The sequence below is a fragment of the Bacillus sp. SIMBA_154 genome (assembly GCF_046536015.1).
Taxonomy (GTDB): Bacteria; Bacillota; Bacilli; order Bacillales; family Bacillaceae; genus Bacillus; species Bacillus pumilus_P.
The window spans coordinates 14180-32427 of the sequence record NZ_JAWJBV010000016.1 but is presented as its reverse complement, the minus strand read 5'-3'; the positions used below and the strand labels follow the sequence as shown (position 1 = coordinate 32427).

General features: G+C 40.0%; 25 protein-coding genes and 1 pseudogene. 3 read left to right on the top strand and 23 right to left on the bottom strand.

Going from position 1 to position 18248, the window contains the following annotated elements:
- Window positions 1-27: 27 nt before the first annotated feature.
- Window positions 28-750 carry a Rha family transcriptional regulator gene (locus R0K30_RS17270; protein ID WP_410611877.1) on the bottom strand — a complete coding sequence of 241 codons (723 nt, stop codon included), beginning with the start codon at window positions 748-750 and terminating at the stop codon, window positions 28-30.
- Between the two features lie 265 nt (window positions 751-1015).
- On the bottom strand, window positions 1016-1198 hold the full coding sequence (locus R0K30_RS17265) for a helix-turn-helix domain-containing protein (RefSeq protein ID WP_396484326.1): 183 nt from the start codon (window positions 1196-1198) through the stop codon (window positions 1016-1018).
- A gap of 179 nt (window positions 1199-1377) precedes the next feature.
- Between R0K30_RS17265 and R0K30_RS17260 the strand changes: the two genes are divergently transcribed.
- Complete coding sequence (locus R0K30_RS17260; RefSeq protein WP_410611875.1) at window positions 1378-2007, top strand: helix-turn-helix domain-containing protein; 630 nt, start codon at window positions 1378-1380, stop codon at window positions 2005-2007.
- Window position 2008: 1 nt separating this feature from the next.
- Window positions 2009-3139 carry a tyrosine-type recombinase/integrase gene (locus R0K30_RS17255; protein ID WP_410611873.1) on the top strand — a complete coding sequence of 377 codons (1131 nt, stop codon included), beginning with the start codon at window positions 2009-2011 and terminating at the stop codon, window positions 3137-3139.
- 250 nt (window positions 3140-3389) lie between these two features.
- On the opposite strand, the gene R0K30_RS17250 is transcribed toward R0K30_RS17255, so the two are convergent.
- From R0K30_RS17250 to R0K30_RS17150, 21 genes and pseudogenes are all read right to left on the bottom strand, one after another.
- Complete coding sequence (locus tag R0K30_RS17250) at window positions 3390-3578, bottom strand: hypothetical protein (RefSeq protein ID WP_410611871.1); 189 nt, start codon at window positions 3576-3578, stop codon at window positions 3390-3392.
- 119 nt (window positions 3579-3697) lie between these two features.
- The gene (locus R0K30_RS17245; protein ID WP_410611869.1) at window positions 3698-4501 is read right to left on the bottom strand and encodes a peptidoglycan recognition protein family protein; all 804 of its coding nucleotides are present in this window, start codon (window positions 4499-4501) and stop codon (window positions 3698-3700) included.
- Window positions 4502-4520: 19 nt separating this feature from the next.
- A complete protein-coding gene (locus tag R0K30_RS17240; protein ID WP_099728770.1) occupies window positions 4521-4784 on the bottom strand; it encodes a phage holin in 264 nt (87 codons plus the stop codon).
- Window positions 4785-4795: 11 nt separating this feature from the next.
- Complete coding sequence (locus tag R0K30_RS17235; protein ID WP_099681665.1) at window positions 4796-5008, bottom strand: BhlA/UviB family holin-like peptide; 213 nt, start codon at window positions 5006-5008, stop codon at window positions 4796-4798.
- 36 nt (window positions 5009-5044) lie between these two features.
- Window positions 5045-5137 (bottom strand): annotated as a pseudogene (locus R0K30_RS17230) (XkdX family protein); the annotation flags it as partial.
- A 47-nt stretch (window positions 5138-5184) separates the two neighbouring features.
- On the bottom strand, window positions 5185-5451 hold the full coding sequence (locus R0K30_RS17225; RefSeq protein ID WP_410611866.1) for a hypothetical protein: 267 nt from the start codon (window positions 5449-5451) through the stop codon (window positions 5185-5187).
- A 53-nt stretch (window positions 5452-5504) separates the two neighbouring features.
- Window positions 5505-5786 carry a hypothetical protein gene (locus tag R0K30_RS17220; RefSeq protein ID WP_257213944.1) on the bottom strand — a complete coding sequence of 94 codons (282 nt, stop codon included), beginning with the start codon at window positions 5784-5786 and terminating at the stop codon, window positions 5505-5507.
- Window positions 5787-5880: 94 nt separating this feature from the next.
- Window positions 5881-7008, bottom strand: coding sequence for a pyocin knob domain-containing protein (locus R0K30_RS17215; RefSeq protein ID WP_410611864.1), 1128 nt, complete (start codon window positions 7006-7008; stop codon window positions 5881-5883).
- Window positions 7009-7015: 7 nt separating this feature from the next.
- Window positions 7016-7189 (bottom strand): XkdX family protein, encoded by a 174-nt coding sequence (locus tag R0K30_RS17210; RefSeq protein ID WP_099728773.1) that lies wholly within the window; start codon window positions 7187-7189, stop codon window positions 7016-7018.
- On the bottom strand, window positions 7186-7515 hold the full coding sequence (locus R0K30_RS17205; protein WP_099728774.1) for an XkdW family protein: 330 nt from the start codon (window positions 7513-7515) through the stop codon (window positions 7186-7188). The genes R0K30_RS17210 and R0K30_RS17205 overlap by 4 nt, the downstream gene beginning before the upstream one ends.
- 10 nt (window positions 7516-7525) lie before the next feature.
- Entirely contained in the window at window positions 7526-8404 is an 879-nt protein-coding gene (locus R0K30_RS17200) for a hypothetical protein (protein ID WP_410611862.1), read from the bottom strand.
- A 15-nt stretch (window positions 8405-8419) separates the two neighbouring features.
- On the bottom strand, window positions 8420-8803 hold the full coding sequence (locus tag R0K30_RS17195) for a phage tail-collar fiber domain-containing protein (RefSeq protein ID WP_099728776.1): 384 nt from the start codon (window positions 8801-8803) through the stop codon (window positions 8420-8422).
- A gap of 11 nt (window positions 8804-8814) precedes the next feature.
- Entirely contained in the window at window positions 8815-9738 is a 924-nt protein-coding gene (locus tag R0K30_RS17190; protein WP_410611860.1) for a YmfQ family protein, read from the bottom strand.
- Window positions 9722-10777, bottom strand: a complete 1056-nt coding sequence (locus tag R0K30_RS17185; protein ID WP_410611858.1) for a baseplate J/gp47 family protein — start codon at window positions 10775-10777, stop codon at window positions 9722-9724. Before R0K30_RS17185 ends, R0K30_RS17190 begins: the two co-directional genes overlap by 17 nt.
- Window positions 10770-11192 (bottom strand): DUF2634 domain-containing protein, encoded by a 423-nt coding sequence (locus R0K30_RS17180; RefSeq protein WP_230030843.1) that lies wholly within the window; start codon window positions 11190-11192, stop codon window positions 10770-10772. Before R0K30_RS17180 ends, R0K30_RS17185 begins: the two co-directional genes overlap by 8 nt.
- A gap of 14 nt (window positions 11193-11206) precedes the next feature.
- Window positions 11207-11473: a DUF2577 family protein gene (locus tag R0K30_RS17175; RefSeq protein WP_099728780.1), complete on the bottom strand. Its 267-nt coding sequence runs from the start codon at window positions 11471-11473 to the stop codon at window positions 11207-11209.
- On the bottom strand, window positions 11470-12480 hold the full coding sequence (locus tag R0K30_RS17170; protein ID WP_099728781.1) for an XkdQ/YqbQ family protein: 1011 nt from the start codon (window positions 12478-12480) through the stop codon (window positions 11470-11472). The genes R0K30_RS17175 and R0K30_RS17170 overlap by 4 nt, the downstream gene beginning before the upstream one ends.
- Window positions 12481-12491: 11 nt before the next feature.
- Entirely contained in the window at window positions 12492-13160 is a 669-nt protein-coding gene (locus R0K30_RS17165; RefSeq protein ID WP_099728782.1) for a LysM peptidoglycan-binding domain-containing protein, read from the bottom strand.
- Entirely contained in the window at window positions 13153-17247 is a 4095-nt protein-coding gene (locus tag R0K30_RS17160) for a transglycosylase SLT domain-containing protein (protein WP_410611989.1), read from the bottom strand. Before R0K30_RS17160 ends, R0K30_RS17165 begins: the two co-directional genes overlap by 8 nt.
- Window position 17248: 1 nt before the next feature.
- Window positions 17249-17386 carry a hypothetical protein gene (locus R0K30_RS17155; RefSeq protein ID WP_099727155.1) on the bottom strand — a complete coding sequence of 46 codons (138 nt, stop codon included), beginning with the start codon at window positions 17384-17386 and terminating at the stop codon, window positions 17249-17251.
- Window positions 17387-17427: 41 nt separating this feature from the next.
- Entirely contained in the window at window positions 17428-17868 is a 441-nt protein-coding gene (locus tag R0K30_RS17150) for a phage tail assembly chaperone (protein WP_099727150.1), read from the bottom strand.
- Between the two features lie 150 nt (window positions 17869-18018).
- Between R0K30_RS17150 and R0K30_RS17145 the strand changes: the two genes are divergently transcribed.
- Complete coding sequence (locus tag R0K30_RS17145) at window positions 18019-18108, top strand: putative holin-like toxin (protein ID WP_072368332.1); 90 nt, start codon at window positions 18019-18021, stop codon at window positions 18106-18108.
- The last annotated feature ends 140 nt before the right edge of the window (window positions 18109-18248 follow it).

Genomic DNA, 18248 nt, shown 5'->3' with positions numbered 1-18248 from the left:
ACCTCGCTTCCAATTAGGTGTAAATTTTTACGCTGAATATTTCCCATTAAAAATCGGTCTCCATCCCTCTACAAAGCTCATAGCTTCATCGAAATCTTTTTGTGAGATGTTCGAGTAGGCGTTCACTCTGTAAGCATCCTTTAAATTTTTCCATAGGGCTGAGTAAACTCTTCTTGTTTTTTCGTAAATAGATTTATCAATCATGCCTTCGTTCCACAGCTTATGCACACGTCTGTTAACAGCGTTTCTCATGGCTTGCTGTTGTGAGTAATCAAGTGTGATTCTTTTATCAATATCGTGTCGCAGTTGCTTTATGTCTTCTTTCATACCGTCAACATCTTCATTCAATTGAATCGTGATCTTCATGCTTGCAAGTAGGCTTTCTTTATCGTTCATTGCTTTCGGACGTTCCTGTGATTGGATATACTCTTTCATTCGCTTAAACTCTTGAATGAATCTGATTTTCGTCTGAACAGCTTCTTTTGTGTTGTAGCTGAATACAATCAATGTAAATGCTTCTTCGGTTAGATTGAATTTCTTATATTTGCGATGTCTATTAATGCCCTTTGCAGAATCGTTGATATAATCGCATTGCTCAAAATTGAGCTGTGAGAATTCTTCACCTGCATATTCCATCTGAGTTGCAATATCTCTCAAAACGTTTTTGTGTTCTTTATCAAACATCTCCGCAATCGTCACGCTGTCCGTTACCACTTCGTTTTCTTTTACAAATACTAATTTGTTTTCCAATAAAATTCCTCCAATTTGTTTTGTTTTTTTGCTTCCAACTATAATGTAGGCAAAAGTAAACGTTTTGTTATAGTTGGCTTTCGTAAGACACTCGTAAGACAGTTATGTAAAAAAGTTTATTTAATTTTCAAAGAACGAATTTAAAGCCTGTTAATCTAGGTTGTGTTGGAGTAGTGCCAGTCTATTTTTCTATTAGATATGTAGAAACTGTTCATTTGGATCACTCCGATTATGTTATAGGGTGTTGCTTATGTAATGTATTCGATTATTCTGATACTCCGTTAAACCAGTTAAAAAATGCTTTTGCTGGAATACGGTATACTGTGCCAATCTTATGCGCTGGGAAAAATCCTTTTTTAACAAGATCGTATGCCTGTCTCTTACCAATGCCCATAAAATTCTGGATGTCTTTTACTTCAAGAACAGACTTTTCAAGAATAGCTGTCAACAAATTCCCTCCTTTTCTTTTTGAACTCCCCTTGTATTCTCTGGGTGTAATCTTATAGTAATACTAAAATTAATTAAAGTCAACTTGAAATCAAAATTAAATTAAATCTACTTTCTAGTTAAATTGAATAACGTTAATTTAAGTGCTATAATTGATTTGCTTTAAAGGAGGAATTTTGAATGGCCGAAAAACTTTTAATGAAAATTGGGAGTACGATAAAACTAGCACGAGAACAAAAACAACTCAGAGCTGTAGATATCGCAGATGAGATTGAAATTTCAACAGCAACTATCAGTAATATAGAGAACGGGAAAATCGGTAGAAGAGTCAATGCAATTAGAAATTTGTTTAAATTGTTAGAATATCTCGATATCGATCCTGAAGAAAACTCAGATATACAGAAGTTTTTGAACACTGTTCACCCTACAATAATGTTTCAGCTGTCTCATAAAGATAGTGATAATGAATCTTCTCGCACTAAAAAAGAAAGCAAGAAGCCACAAGAAGTTGAAGCGCAATTAGTTTTTAATGTAACTTCACCAATCGTTGGCACAATGACTAGATTTAATATTAGAGTTGCTTCATTTATTGGATATAACCCAGGTGAGGAAACTGAGTCTGACAGAAACATGTATCAACTAGAACATAAAGCCATTGAAAAAGTATTTAACGAATTTTTTGAAGAAGAGACTTTGTTTGAACTCGAAAGACTGGTTAATGAGCAGATTGAAGAAGATTTTAAAAAATCACTGGAACGAGGTAGAAGGCTAGAGAAAAAAGGTTGGGAGACGAATACGAAAGGAAGATAATATGGCTTCTATACATTCATATGAAAAGCAAGGGAAAGAGCATTACTATGTTATGTATGATGTATATGTGAATGGCAAACGTAACCAGAAAAAGAAAAAGGGATTTGCAAAGATGAAAGATGCGAAGGCCTTTAAAGCGAAAGTCGAGAATGAGATTAATGAAGGAACATATATTGATCCATTAAAAATTCCCTTTTCTGAACTAGCTGAGAAGTGGTTAAAGAAAAGCCAGATAGGTTTATCTAAACAAACTGCAAAAACTTACAGGGTATATTTAGATGAGTACGTGTTACCCCAATTTGAGAACACGCCTATTTCTAAGATTACTACAGAAGATATCGATGATTTCATTAAGAGTATGCTCACTAAAAAGACGAAAAAAGGCAATATCGGCTATGCACCTGTAACGATTAAAAAAGCCATTGATATAATTAGTAGCTGCTTCAACTACGCAATAGATCATGAATATCTTAAAAAGAACCCATGTGACAAAGCAACACTTCCTAAGATGACAAAAAGTGAGACAAATGTTTGGACTGAAGACGAAGCTAAAGCCTTCCTGGATGGTGTTAAAGATCATAGGCTATACTGTCTATTTTATATAGCTTTACACACTGGTATGAGGCAAGGAGAGCTTTTAGGATTGCGTTGGAAGGACATCGACTTTAAACACAAACGTTTATCAATTAAACAAGTGATGTCGCATGACGCTAAAGAGATGTATCTAGGAGCTAAAACTGAAGCTGGTAATAGAAGTATTGACTTAGGCGCTAAAGCTCTCGTAATATTAAAGGAGCATAAAGCTAAACAAGAAGAAGAAAAGGTAAAGTATGCTGACATATATAAAGATCAGGATTTGGTATTCTGCACACAATACGGAACACCAGTGAACCCATCTAACATACGAAACAGAATAATGAACCCTGCAATAGAAGAAACAGGCGTTACCCAAATACGATTTCATGACCTGAGACACACTTGTGCAACGATTTTATTATTGAATGGCGCACCTGTTAAAGCAGTTAGCGAGAGATTAGGACATAGCAATATAAAAGTAACACTTCAAACTTATGCCCATGTATTGCCTTCAACAAGTCAACAGATAGCTGATCAAATGGACAATCTTATATAATCAAAAAAGGTAACAAAAAAGGTAACATTTTTTTCGTTTTTTAAAAATAACAAAAGATACAGCAAGACACAAAAGGGTAACAAACCCTTTGAAATCAATATTCTATAGGATATTGAAAGATATCAAGAAATATACTAGAATCCTATATATCGACTCTGGCAGCGTAGAGGTCAGCGGTTCGATCCCGCTATGCTCCATACGAAAAACCATTCTTGAAAGATCAAGGATGGTTTTTTTATGTATATATCTCTTACAGTTCTGTTTGTTCTTTGTTTTTTCTTAATCTTAATATCTTTATGATTCGGTACGTGATCACAGAGACATAAGCCGTGATGAGAATGATTGTGTAAGACAGAGGGAAATCGTTCGTCATTCCGTTATAAATGAAATAAATGAGTAGCCCTGAAAACATTATGACTTGGCACAGTTCTTTTTTCATTTTTCTCTCCCCTTATGAAAGCTTCAATGATTTGGTTGATTATATCATAAACGATGTCACTTCTTATTAGCTATCAGCAAGTAAAAACTCTCCACTTGCTGATAGCATGTTATGGATTATCACTTATTCTGCAATTGTTCAATTCTGTTCTTCGTTTTCGGTCCGTAAATTCCGTCTGCAACTAATCCATTCATGAGCTGGAATCGCTTAACCGCATTCGCTGTTTTCGGTCCATAATAGCCATCTACCCCGTTGTTTTTGGCTCCTTTTTCCGGATAAAAATACAGGGAAGATAATGCTTTTTGCACCGCTGTGACTTGAGGTCCTTTTGTTAAGGGTTTGGTTACTTTTAAAATGCTAGATGGCAGCTTTGACGATTTCTGTTTGGAGACGGGTGCTTTGTGGCTCAAGCTTTCTGCCTGAACTGGTTTTCTTGTGCTTTTGCTGCCAGTATGAGCTATGGCTATTCCAGCTTTAAACTGCTCCCACCGTCCGAGCAGTTTCCTTGGACAATCTTTCCCGCTCCAATGCTTATGAGGCACCACATTTGATAAAGGAATCCCGAAATCTCCCATCAGCTTTCGAATGAGCCATTGGGCGTTTTCAACTGCTTGTTCAAAGTTGCCCTCTGCGTTTTCACAAATCTCAATCCCAATTGATTTCATATTGCCGGTTCCTCTGCCATCCCCAGCGTGCCAGCCGTTTTCGTTTAATGGTAAATGCTGATAAATCACCTGATCGTCGACGGTGTAGTGCCAGCTGACGCCGGTACTTGAGCGTGCAACAAATGCTGCGTGACTCGCCGCATCTGCACCTCTTGCAGTGTTAGAGGTATTATGCACTGTAATATAGAACGGCTTCATCACGTTTCCTGGCCTGTTGCGATTGTGCTTTGGGATGTATGCTTGAATGATCTTTACCATGTTGTTTCTCCTTCAAATATTATTTTGTTAGCCCTCTTTGTTTCAGGGCATCTTTTTGCAGCTGTCCTTTGTAGGTCACATAATTGTTTTTAAACCAAGCGATCATTGCTGTGATCATGGTGAAAATCGTGGAACCTGCAATATAAAGTGCCTCTCCTGCGGTTTGCACTTGCTCCTCACTAATCGGCAAAACTGTTTGCCCAAACATTACAAGTGTTTGGTTGATGAGTGCAAGAAAAAGAAGCACTGTGCGAATCACAGTGCCTTTGTCGAATGTTTTCATGATTTTTCCTCCTATTTTAAATTCCGTTCAATTTTATCGAGTTTGTCGATGACGACGTCATATTTCTCACTAAACTTCGCTAACACTTCATTTTGCGCCTCGATTTGTGCATTGAGCTTATTTTCTCTTTCTTTTGTTGTATTGAGAACATAAAACAGAACCCAGCAAAAGAGAACGGCAAATGGGCCTTGTGTCATTAAGTTTTGGACGACATCCACTTCCAATGGAATCACCTTCTTTCCGGCAAAAAAATAAAGCCATTAGGCTTCGTATTTGTCTCCTGTAATGTCTTGATAGTCTTCTGCTGAGATCCAGCCAATGCTTACATAAAATGCAATATCCTCTGGGCCGTAGCACTGCCAGTCCTAAAATTGTTTGATATTTGCTACAGTTGGAAACATCATTCTAAATCAGCTCCTTTAAGCATGGTCAATAGCTGCTTTAATTGTTTTGATAATAAAGCATTTTGTTTCTTTAAAAGCTCTATATCACTTGGCTGGAGAGGTGCTGGTTTTAAGCTGTCTATATACTCCTGTGTCGCTGCTTCATACCATTGCTGTTTTTCCACATCAAATGCTGCTTTATAAAAAGATGGATTATTGGGTGGAGCAATTGTTGTACATTGATCTGGTATTACATAATTTCCTTCATCATCGATCTCAAACACTGCTATCGGTCTGACCAGTTGTACCCGATACTGGAACTAATACTACTAGGCCTTTAAAAGGCTACATTGCCTATAGCAGGAAAATCGACTATTCCAGAAGCGCCCGGCGCATAGAACGAGCAAGCACCTAACGATTTAATCCCGTTATAAATACAGCCGTCAGCAGGGATATTGACCAACTGGGACCCGTTATCATTTGTCATTTTATATAGCTGAGATTGATTCCATTTCTGCTTTTCTGTTTCGGATGCATGAGATTTTATATCTTCTATGTGCTGATTGATTTGCTCTAACAATTCCATATCATTAGAAAGAATAACCCCTAAGCATGTCATTAAACAGATCCCCATGGGCTTTGTCACTGGTTTTTAAAGTACGAGGTGTCTTTATCTCCATGTGATTCTCCTTTCACATTTCAGTTTTATTGAATTATCTTGTACTAAACTTAAAACCAAATGTAATAAACTCAGTGGGATTGACGTTATTTGAAGAAGATTGCACACATACATTTCCATCCTTATCTATTAATGTACGATGGAATTGAGGTACTCCTGGAGTCCCTATACTTGAAGCGACTCCTACAAAATGGATTGCCTGCTGCGGCCGATATTCTTCAGGCAAAATAAACACTGGGTTATTTCCTAAAATCCCCCCTTTTACAGCACCTACTATCTCAATTTCCCCTAAGAGATTCTTGCGATATTTCACTGGCAAATTAATAGGGTCATATTCCTTCCAATTGCTTTTAATCTCTTTAGGTGTTTCCCAAGTACCTTCTAATAGATCTGATAGGGTAATCTGCTTCTCCCAAGGAGTCCATGTTTCTGCATCCTGTTTACGAACTCTAAAGTACGTGTTTTTCCCATAAACAGATTCGTACGCTATTTGTATTAATGTATTGCCGTAACTCATGACCAGTAAAAAGACTAGATTAAAGGATGGTGGACCGTTTACTCCAGGATTATATATGAGATACATTCCTGTCTGAGTAAGGGTATTATAGTCTGTCTCACTAGCAAATCCATGATAAAAGGGCTTTCCATTATCTTGTGTAATTTTTATTAGCTGACCGTTGTCCCACCTTTTCTTATCGCTTTCAGTAGGCAGCTTTGTCCATGTCATAGATGTATGCCCGGCATTATAACTGAAAAAATAAGCATTACCTGAACTATCAATCGCAAAGCCAGATCCAATATTCTGCTCACCTACTGTCTGCAGACCCCTTATCGAGACATTAGTTGGTGTAGGAGAATCTTCGACGCCAGCAGCTGCATAAAATGTACATGTTCCTTTATCTTTAATCGCATCAAAGATCCTTGCATTGGCCGGCACATTGATTAGCTGATTCCCATTATCTGCTGTAATCTTATAGCTCTGCGAATCGTTCCATTTTTTCTTTTCTGCCTCAGATATATGTGGTCTCGTATCATTTGTATGGTTTGTGAGCTGCTCTAATAGTCCAGTATCATTTTCAAGTAATACTTTGACCATGTCATTGAACAAATCAGCATGCGCTTTATCATTTACCTCAAAAGGTTTTGGTTCTTTTATTTCCATTTAGCTTTCACTCCTTCGCTTTGAAGCTTGGATCGATCTCTTGTAGTTGCTCTAAAGTGAGCATCCTTTGCTGACAGCCTTCATTTAATTCTTCAATTGAACAGTCACCTAGTTCAATCGCTTGCTTGACCATTTTAGGTGTCACCCATTGAAAATATAATGCCATTACCCAATAATTCATGTTTCATTCTCTCCTTTAAATAAAAGGATCTGATTTTTTAGCGCCTGCAGTTCGTTCGTTAAAAGGTCACATTGGTGTTCAAGCTGTTTTCTCGTCAACTTTTCTTTTGCTACTTCCTGCGCTAGAAAATCAAGTGGAAGAGGTGGTTGATATTGTGGATTCATTTGAGCTTTCTCCCACCATTCTATCAATTCTTCAGTCGTTGGCTTAGGCACATCGAGATGCCATTCGTCTATATACGAGCCAGCACCGTCATTTCTTAGTTCAAAATCCCTTTGCGGTTCCGCATCGGGATATTTATACTTAATGGCTTCATATAAAATCATCAGAATCCTCCTACACTCTTGGGAAATTTCGTCCGCCTAATTCCATAATGTCGAAATAGTTGTACCAACCTGGATTATCAGATACATAGCGACTAACATCTCCGTCATATCCTATATATAAATAAATTTCTAAATAGTCACCTTTATTCGCCGGAACATTGGCAGCACCATATAGACCCACGCCTAAGCTCGATGTATCAGATGGGCTTGCGGGACTCTGTCGGTGATGCGCAATATTTTTATATCTTTTTCCATTCAAATAGATAGATAATTCAAAGTTACAGTATCTTCGAAAGCTATCAATATATACGCCTGCATTCACCAAGTACATTCCATTTTCTGGACAAATAAATCGATTATTCATAGTATCAAAATTGTTATGACTATCTTTTATTTTCCTATTAAAGAGGACTTTTTGGTTCTCCCCTTTGGTTAATAACTGCTTACCAGTTGTCCCAATATTGGTATGGAGAAAACCAGAGATTTTATGCCATTCTGTCCAGCCAGATCCGGTCCACCAATGCCTGCACCACGTACCTGTGCTATCAAAATAACTGCCTGCTTCGTTTCCAGTCCCATAGTAGTATTGAACAAATCGAAAGTTACTATATTTTTCATTTTTCACAAAGCCATATCTCGTAGGATATCCCGTATCATTGGCTTGGCCAATATCCATAAACGTAATGCCTATTGGATATTCCTCGCCGCTGACTGATGCATCTTGAATGGCTTGATCTCCTGTTAATTTGAATAAACTTTCATTTGTGATTCCTGCTATTTGTCTACTGAGTGCATTGTCATTCTCCACAAGTGTGTCGACCACCCGATTAAACAAATTAGCATGGGCTTTGTCTGAGGTTTCAAACGGTAAGGGTGATTTTATGTCCACTTTTTTTTCCCCCAATTAATAAATATCATCAATCTCAAAAACGAATTCGATGTCGCCGTCTTTTTGTTTGTCTGTCATGGTACGGATGGCGGTGAATTTGCCGGCTTCGTCGACAAGTGCCATTTCGTTGATGACTTCTCCTGCGAGTTCTCCTTCGGCGATTGTGCAGGTGTAGCGGATTTTTGCTGGTTCCATAAAGGTAAACGAATCAATGTTTTTTTGAACTAGTTCTTTTTTGAGTGTTTGTTCTGTACCGTCAAGAGAGATCGGTTTTCCATCCTTTGTTCCCCCGTTTCCGAATGCCATTTTGACGACTTTTGTGAGATTTGTTCCTTCTGCTCTTGCCTTTGCCATTTGTTGACGTGCGTACAGTGTTGTTACGGTTAATTGATCAGCCATTGTGATCCTCCTTATAGCTCTATTTTTTTAGAAGTTGCTGCTAGCATTTTTGACCCGTCAAGCGGAATAGATCCATCGAGAATCCAGTAGTGATCCTTGATCAGTACGCTGCCGTTCTGTTCATTTTGAACTTGTACTGGCAGGCGGAACGTCATCCTCTTTTTGGTGTGATGCGGAAGCTGGTTCTTTGCGTGCAAAGTCAGTGCTTGTGCTTGCTTCGTTTCATGCGCTGCCCCAGTCATGACATAATTCATGCGATATGTTGTTTCCGGCTCATGTTCAAGCGGTATTCTCATTTTCAACGAATGCCGAAAACGAGCAGGAACATCCGTTGTGCCTCGAATCCCGCTGAGGTAGAACGTACCATTTAATACAAATTCACCATTGAGTAAAATCGGGATATGATCGAAAAAACCCACTCTGCTTCGCAATGTGAGCCTCTGGTGATGTTCATTTTTTTCATGAACATCGGTATGATGGATGCCGGTAAACGTATACGCCAAGTGCGCTGGCTTTAACGTTTCAAGTATTTCTACAATATATCTTGTGTTTTGCAGATCATCTAGGTTCACACGTAAAGCGAAATGATAGCGATTGGTTGTGAGACGGATGATGGCACTTGGATTCTTGAGAAATCGATTCACTGATTTCTCTAATGAAAGATACGTGATCGGCGGAATATTCGACATCATATTGAGTAAGCGTGCCCTGCGCAGTTCAATTGAATCATCTGATTCCCGCTGCACCTTGAGCATTCTTTCCCACCTATTCAATCCCCACGTCGCTGTTAAAGGAAAGAATTGATCCGTTACGTCAAAAATAGATTCGTCCAATTGCTCAAACTCCGGCGCCTCTGTCTTTAGTAAATGATCCACTTCATAAATCTCTGTAAAATATGGCGGCAAGTAGCTTTTCATTTCATCCTGTTTGCTCAATAACCTTCACCTGCCTAAGACGCGGTATCTCAATGTCCTGTAATACTAGGTTTTTCGACTCACCGTTCAGTAAGACGTTTGCATAATCTGACACGCTTTCTGAATGGTACAGAATATCGTTTAATGCGGACATTCGAATGGTACTCTTTTCAAATGCGATTGATTTTAATAGCGATTTAACCTTTTCTTCTATTTCTTTTTGCGCTCCTTCAAGGGTCCAGTCCATTTGAAGTTCGACTGCCACTTCTATGTCGATATCCAGCCACTTGGCGCTTTCAACAGTTGCTTTTGAACCAATAGGAGCTTGCCCTTCTCCTTCTCCTTCTCCTGGCACTGGATCGATATACTCTTGTACCCTTTTGACAAGGAGATCTGATGCTACATCTAAATTGGCGTCTGTGATGACAATTTTGACCGTTCCTTCTCCATTCCAAAGCGGGAACACTTTCGCTCTGCCAACACCGGTCACTTCCTCGGCCCATTTTTTATAATGCGCTCTGTTAGCACTGACAGCCTCTCGCCTTGCGCGTATTAAGTATCGATCATATAAAGAAGCGTCATCTTCTTCCTCTTGTCCTGGTATCACCAGTTCTTTCATCATCATTGATTCAAGTCCTGGAATCGTATCAAGGGATAGCAGCGGCTGACCTGTTAATTGGCCATTTCCGGCTGTACCAGATGTCTCGCATTCCAGCGTGCCATCCTTCGAAACTTGGAAATAAACGTCTTCAATAAAAAAACGTGAGCCAGCTGGGATGTTGATGTTCTCTGGCTGAATGGATGCTGACCAAACTGCTCTAGTGGCTGGCTTTCTTTCAATCCCTACTTCAGCAGCCCGTCGATCTAAAAATTCTCCCTGCGCTGTATCAGCAAAGACAAGCTCGAATACTTGATCAAGCCAAATATAGGACTGTGCCAGTTCAGCAGCAGCAGGTGCCAAGGCATTCCAAATCACGCTGTTTTCTCTTTTATCCACGTCATCTGGCAGTCTGTCTAGCATTCTTTCCATCAATGCTTCATACGTTTGTTCCTCAAACATCGCCCTCCATCACCTCCTCTATTTCTAATGTGCCCTCATCTGTGACGATGGCTAGTTTGACATGAAACGAGTCATTTTGCTTCGTGACCTCTATCTCTTCAATATGATCAATCCGCTCGTCAACGATCAGTGCTTCTTCTAGCAATCTTGGAATCTCCATTTCTTTGTATTCATCCGTGGCTTCTGTATCTGTCAAAAGCTCCTGAATTTCAGTGCCAATGTCGTGGCTGTAGATAGGATGTGCATAACGCTCTGTCCGCAATGTCATGTAAATGAATTGCCGGATCGCCTCTATGCCTGAAATGGTTTCGTTTGTCAGCCTGCCATGTTCAAAATCTAAGCGATACGTCTTTGAGGTTTCCACCTCTTCGTCTTCTTCTGTTTCCTCGATTTCTTCCTCTGGTGAAAGTGCCACGTTCATCACCTCCCTTACAATTTGTCGATGATGTAGAAGGACTGCCCTCCTGCCATTGCGAGCACCATAATACTGTCTCCCGCTTTTAGTTCATCATCCTCACCCTTATTTAAGCGCTTCGGCCAAATAAGCAATTCTTCTGGAATGATCAGCTTATGATTTTCATTTAATCGGATATTAAGTGGTGAAACCGCCGTGACTTCACCAATGACAAGATCAATTGGAGAGGCAGCGTCTACGGCATTAACTGCTAATCGTTTAATCGCTTCACTGAATCTCACGCTTGATCACCCTTTGGCATGGAATTTTTCTCAACAACATCAATGGTCATGGTGTGTTTTACTCCATTAAATTCATGCTTGTCTTGATCGATCCAGTAGGTTTTTTTTACGTTGATTTCAGGGATTTTCAAATAGATTGGGAGACCGCTTTGCAGTTCGGGAATTCCTAGCGCTTGTATGCTTTTCACTTCTTGTTTAACGCCTTTCTTCTCTGATAACCGTACTTTGGCTCTTTTTTGAAGCTGCGGCTGGTTGATTTGACCTGTTACCGTCTCAACATGCTGTAAAATGCCGTATTTACTCTGACCTGCTTTATCCTGTTCGATCACCACAAGATCTGATTTGCTGCCTTTTTTCTTATTCTTCCCCTGTTCATCTACAGACGTGCGCATCTTTACGCGTGTTGCTGTCTCTTCAATGGAGGTGCTGTACTGATAACCGATGAGATTGACGCCAGATTCAATGACCCATACGTCCTCTGGATCGGGCCAAGCTCTCAGCCCCATCTTGCCTTTAGCAGAATAAATTTGATAGTTTCTGCCGGTTTGCCGCTTCGTTTCTTTCAATGCTTTCAGAATGATGTCATACAAGCTCGTGTCATTTTTAAAGACCAATGATTTCATGACATGTCCTGTATTTGCGATGGAGGTCATTGGAATTTGAAAGTCAGTTCCAATCCGTCTCAAGATTTGATCTGCTCTTTGATTCGAAAAAATATATACATCTTGGTTTTTCACTAAATATTGGAGCATATCGTATGCGGTAAAGGTCAGCTTGCCTTCAACAGGTGTCCGGGAAAACACAATGCCTCTGAACAGTTCTTTTCCTTTCCATTTAAAAAGAACCGTGTCCCCTTCTGAGACACGGTAATATGTTTGACTGCCTTGCTTTGTGATAATATTTGCCTGAATAGAGCGAGGGGCTTGATATCTTTGCCCCTGAAGTGTCACACTCTCTGTGACAAGCTCATACATGGTGCCGCTTCTGATGGCAAAAAGCTCAATCAATGTCAGCCCCCCTATTGTGGTATTTTCAATTTTTGTCCAGGAAAAATCCAATGTCCCGGCTGTTTAATATTACGTTTACTTCGTTTAATCATCGCTGCTTTATTCGCATTCCAAATACGCCGCCATTTTGTACTGTCGCCATAAAACCGGCCTGAAATGGCCCACAAGGTATCGCCTTTTTTGACGGTATACAATTTTGGTGGTGATTTTGAGGGTCTTTTCTTTTTGGTTTGTTTCGCTTTTTTCTTTCGTTTGATTTTCCTAGGCGAAGCGGTTTTGTATTCCTTTAGCTGAATCGTAAACTCACGATCACCAATATCATATGACCCTTCCTTGTGGGTGAAGCTTTCAATGCTGCACGTCATATTGATTTTTGTCCCTGTAACAATCAATCGCACGGACTTTTTCGAACGCATCATTCGTTCAATTTTCGCTATCGCATTCTCTGGTGATGGAATGCTTTTATATTCAGCAATCGGCGAATATTTCTTAGGAAATAATGATGTGAATGATACTTGTTTAGCTGCTGGTACATCAATAAAGGTCAGTTCTCCAAAAGAGGCGACCTTCACTGTTTCATTTTGTACATGATTTGTGATTTCGAGTTCGGATGGAAGGACAGGGAATCGCAACTTATCCTTTCCTTGGGAAATCCACAATTGATACACTGACTTACCCATCGATCACGACTCCCTTCGTTCCTGTATGAAGCTCTACTTCCAGTTCGTCTACGAGCATTTGTCTAATTTTTTCGACAAACGATTGCTGGTCTTGTCCATTATGGAAATGCTGATCTCCATTGAATTGAATGGTGATTTGTTTAGTACCTGACGATGTTGTATTGCCAACTGACTGAGCTGAGGTCACTTGCTGCATCTGTGATTCTGGTAAAGGAGCAGATGCATTTGATGGATCATATACTTGCATCCCAAGCGCCTTGGCTGCCTGCGTCAATAAATATCTCCCGCGAATGCCTCTTTCTTCTGGAATAATCCATTCGCGTTTGTTCCCTTCACCGACTCTAGCTACCTGCTCCTTCGTAATCAGCCCGCCATTTGCGTAGCCTTTATAAGGACCGCCTCTTCTCATACTCCGTAATCCCGGCGTATTGAAGACTGTTCCATATCTGCCCTTAATGTAGTTAATGGCTGCTACGGCATTATGAATTGGGTTCCAAATATCATTCATGCCTTTGCCTTTATTGGAGTTAAATGTTGGTCCAATGGTCTGCATTAATCCTTTTGACGGCGTTCCTCTCTTGGCGTTAGAATCCCATAGGTTGATCGCTTTCGGGTTGCCACGTGACTCGTTCTGCGCAATGGTCATCAAACCAGGTAGCCAGCTCATCGATGTACCGGTTGCCGTTAAAGCAGCCATGAGCCATTGCTGAACACTGAGACCTGAAGCACCCATACCGCTGAAGGCACCGATTAATGAACCAGCCTGATTTTCAGCGAACTTTTTCACATCAATTGAATCAAGACCTTTGACTACACCAATCGATGCAAATTTCCCAAGACTCATCATGACACGTGAAGGTGAATGAATGTCTAATTCTTCTCTAAACGCCTGCTGTACTTTCTTCGCCATTTCTTTGGCAGCTTGTGTGACTTCACTTGCTTTCGAACGCATGCCGCTGTTGAAGGCATCGATCATTCCTGAACCCCAGCCTGGTGATTCTTGTTTTGCTTGCAGGAATGGTTGTTTGACGTGTTGATCTACGTATTGGCTTGTGCCAATTGATGTGGCATTTTGACCTGTTGCAAAACCAGTAACAGTTCCAGAACCCCAATTTATTGAGGCTGTCATCACTTGCTGATAGGGTGCTTTTACACGATTTTGCAAAAAGCTATCTGTTCCTGTTGGTGTCATCTGCTGACCATTCGCAAAAGCAGAAACCGTTTGCTCACCATAGTTTCCTGAGTCTGATGTCAATTGACCAAATGGCTGCTGAATATTCTTTTGCTTCCATTGATCAAGAGAGATCACTTTATGATTTAACCCTTGTTCAAACTCGTTATTAAATTGCTTACCTATGCCGGCAGCTTGAATGTTCCCATTCATTGAGACCGAGCCGCCAATTGAACTGACAGAAGATGGCGAAGTTGTAGTAGCTTGGGAGCTTGACACTTGATTTGCTGCACCTCCGCTTGGCACAACAGACATTCCAAGGTGAGAAGCCGCCTGTGCAAGCAGCATCTTCCCGCGTCCTCTGTTATTTTGAGTCGGAATGACAAATTCATTACCAGCTTCACCGACCCATGATAAGGTTGGCTGGGTGATATAGCCTCCTGTGGCATTAGTATCAGGTTTAAAATCTTTGCGTCCGTTGTTCCTCCCTTTTTCAAAAGCTTTTTGATTTTTTTGCTTTGCCACAACAACTTTCCCAACAATTTTTCCACCTGTACTTTTGATTAAATCCCATGTATCTCCTAAAATATTTTTACCCCAAGCCTGTACATCACTCCACTTCCTTGACCACCAGTCTCTATTAAATAGAGTAGAAGAAATAGTTGATTTTGCAGTTGACCAAATTGTTTTTGACTGTTCCCACTTACTTTTAGACCAACTTTTTACGTTATCCCACTTCTCCCCCCACCAATCTTTATTAAAAACAGTTTCACTAATTTTCCCTTTAATTGAATTCCATATCTCAACGGCACCATCCCATTTTTCTTTGGTCCATTCTTTTACGTTATCCCACTTCTCTCCCCACCATTCTCCGTTGAAGACGGTCTCACTAAGTTTTCCTTTAATAGAATCCCATATTCCAACTGCACTGTCCCACTTTTCTTGAGTCCATTCTTTTACGTTATTCCACTTCTCTCCCCACCATTCTCCGTTAAAGACGGTCTCACTAAGTTTTCCTTTAATAGAATCCCATATTCCAACTGCACTATCCCATTTTTCTTGAGTCCATTCTTTTACGTTATTCCACTTCTCTCCCCACCATTCTCCGTTAAAGACAGTGGATTCCAAAACTCCAGTAATGTACCCAGCTTGTTCCGCCCACCATTCTGAATTAAATAGCGTATTAGATGCTGTAGTTTTTATATCTTCCCATTTTTCACTTAAGTTCCCTAAAGAATTTTCTGCGGAAGTTTTAACACTTCCCCACTTCTCACTCCACCATTCTCCATTAAATAAAGTGTTTGAAATATTCTCTTTTAATGTTGATGTATCAAATAATTCCCCTAGTTTCGATCCACCAAAAGCTCCGGCTATGCCTCCAGCAACACCACCAACAGCAGCTCCTACAAGTGGTATTGGAATTAGGGCTTGGCCAATTGCAGCTCCGCTAACTCCTCCTGCAAGACCTCCAGAGAAGCCACCTACTTTTTCTCCAACGTTTTCTTTCGTTGTTCCTATTAAATCTGTTGCACTTAATAAGTTCCCCAAGATAGGCACTCTCTTTAATAGCTTGCTACTTCCTCGACCTATATTTTTAAGTGCATCTCCTAACCCACTTAATCCTCCACTACCTTTCATCAAACCAGCAAGCCCCGCAACAGAAGCCGCTATACCTGCGCTTTTCTTCAGTCCACTAGGGATTTTACCAAAAAGCTTACCTGCGTTTGTTTTCAGTTTTCCTAATCTATTTGGAGGTCTTCTATTTCTTTCTACTCTAGTTGTACCAGTTGGATTTGTTGGCTGTCTTTGCGAACGACCATTTCTATTTTTAGTTCTAGTAGATCCTCTCCTGCTTAATCCTCTAGCACAACAAGGGCAACAACTATTACGAAACAAACCTTTTCCACTCCGCGGCTGCGGCTGAGTTTTAGGGGCTGGATTTGTTGGTGTTGGCGCTGTTGTTGGCGCTGCAGGGGTACTGTTATTTTCACTTGATTGGTTATTTGTACCGAAGAGGCGATCTAATCCACTACTCACCAATTGATCTAGCTTTTCTTCAAAATTAATTTTAATCTTCTCACGGATTCGTCCAATCACTTCTTGTTTATACTCATCCATTTTCGTTTCGATCCAAGGAAGTGCCTTATTGTCCCAAAAGTTTCTAGGACTCAATTTTTCCTTCAATTTATCTGAAACGTCACCTGCATACTTTTCGATTTCCTTTATCGCCTTGTTTCCCAAATTCCTCAACCAGCTTTGTTTGTTTTCATTCGTTTTCGTAGCGGCTGTTGCATTAGGTTCCTTTTTTATTTTCTTTTCTTTAACAACCGAGTCGGCCCGATCTCGTTTTTTCAACTTACTCTTTGCATTGTCTTGAACAGACACTTTGATTTCGTGTTTAGACATCGTCAAGCTTTTTAGTGTCTTTTTGATTCGTTGAATCGCAGCGGTGGCTTGATCAACCGTGTTTAATCTCATATAGTATGTTCTGTTCATGAGCTGAAGGATTGATTTTTTGATCGATGATATTTTTCCTGACAATTGATCGTTTAGTTTAAATGTCATCAGAAGTGGACTTGTTCCTGCTTTTTTCAAGCGATCCATACTAGACTTAATGAAATCTAATCCCTTTGCTTGAATGGATATGACAAGATGATTTGGTATGTTGTTCAATTGATTTGTTAATGATTTTAAATCACGATAGATTCCTTGATCTAGACTTATCGATAATACTGAAAATTTACGCATCGATACATTGAAGTTTCTTAACTTCTTTTCATCCATTTCTAGGCTTATTTTGATCGGTTTTCTAAAGGGCTTGAGCTGCTGTTCAAACGTTTGAAACCGTTTCTGAATGCGTAAAAGCTTCTTCGACACTTTGTCTTCTAATTCAAATCGTGCAGTGAGTTTCGCCAGTTTATTTCCCTCCTTTCTTTGCTTCTTTTTCTAGCATTTCTAGTTTGTAGCCGATGAGTCCAAATAAGAAGGCTTTGAATTGTCTTGGTGCTTCGTATAAATCAAGGAGTTCAGATGGGGAGTAGTGAAGCTCGTGCATGGCGTAATATAAAAACACCGCTTCCTTATCCCCATCTTTTATTAGTTTTTTGCTGCTTCTTCTAAATCTTCAATCTCGTCTTCAAACCCATTGATTTCGATGGCTTTGTTTAACCAGTTCGCATATTCCCCGCCAACAGACAGTACACGCTTTGCTACTTCAACAGGATCTTGTGTGCTGTAGGCTTCTCTTAATTCCTTTGAGCGGAAATCTGGATAAATGGTGGATTCAATGGCAATACGTGCATAGAAGCGCTGACTGTCTAAATCTTTCACGCGTCCTCTGCCTTTGACATTTTTGAACGTTGTGTTTTCTTTTTCTAATTCATCAATACGTTCAGTTGTAATTGCTTTGAAGACAAAAGGAATGACATTCCCTTTTTTATCAACAAAACGCTTAGAAATCAGCACTTTGACTTCTTCCGCTTCGACTGTTTGTCCTGGCATAAAAAATGAAAGATCAAATGTTTGTTTTTCGCTCATGTTTAAAAACTCCCTTTGTTATGTTTTTTGAATGCAAAAAAGCACATCCATTTTTGAATGTGCTTTCCAATCTTTTCATGTATAATATTAATCGTACAATGGAACGGCTTGCTCAAGGGTGTCTGGCTCATCCCCGATAGGAAGGGGGTGATGCTCATGTCAACATTTCAAGCGCTTATGTTAATGCTTGCATTCGGGTCATTTATCATTGCCCTGTTGACGTATATAGACAAAAAATAGACTCCCCCTTGAGCTTTGGTAGGTAATAGGGAAAGTCTATCCTGAAAATCCTATTCGATTAGCCAGCCCCTTGAAGGGCCTCATTGTACATTGCCGGGATGCGCCAACATCCTGGCTTCTTTTTATTGTATGCAAATTAC